This is a genomic window from Grimontia marina, from assembly GCF_900060185.1.
Taxonomy (GTDB): domain Bacteria; phylum Pseudomonadota; class Gammaproteobacteria; order Enterobacterales; family Vibrionaceae; genus Enterovibrio; species Enterovibrio marinus.
In genome coordinates this window covers 1-562 of sequence record NZ_FIZY01000269.1, presented here as the reverse complement: position 1 = coordinate 562, position 562 = coordinate 1, and the positions used below count along the sequence as shown (strand labels likewise).

Annotated in this window: 1 protein-coding gene; it reads right to left on the bottom strand. The window is 51.1% G+C overall.

All coding sequences use genetic code 11. The features are described 5' to 3' along the window. On the bottom strand, nt 1-548 hold a 548-nt coding region (locus tag GMA8713_RS26360; RefSeq protein WP_198159618.1), incomplete at its 3' end, for a helix-turn-helix domain-containing protein. Between the last annotated feature and the right edge of the window lie 14 nt (nt 549-562).

The window sequence follows — 562 nt, the reverse complement described above, 5'->3', positions numbered from 1 at the left end:
ACTTCGTCTTCATAAAACACCGGATGGTCAACACTGCATTTGTCCAGCGCCTCACTTATCTGAGCGAGCTTTTCTTCCTTGTCAGGGTCTCGAATATTGAGGGTAGGTGCCGCCCTACGCCAGACGACCCCGATTTTCGGTAACCAACGCCTGACCGTAGAAGCCGCCACTGTACTTTGGAATACATCATTGAGCTGCATCGTTAAAAGCTCTGTACTCCAGCGGCTTCGCTGATAACCGAAATCCTGCGGGGAAAACTGAACCAGAATAGTCAGCATCGCACACATTTCGCTAACGGGAAGCGTTGGCGGTCTGCCAACAGGCAAAGCGTGCAGGGCATCCATACCACCTTGAGTAAACCAGTCAATCCACCTACCCACTGAGGAGCGGGCTGCACTGATAATACGGCAGACATCGACAATCGTTTTGCCTTCGTGGAGTTGCATGAGAGCAATAAGTCTGCGGGCATAATCCTTGTCCTTGGTAGTCTGTATCGCTTTTTTCATCCTACGACGTTCGCCACGAGGTATCGGTGCTATGATGGCCATCACTCAGTCCTTTT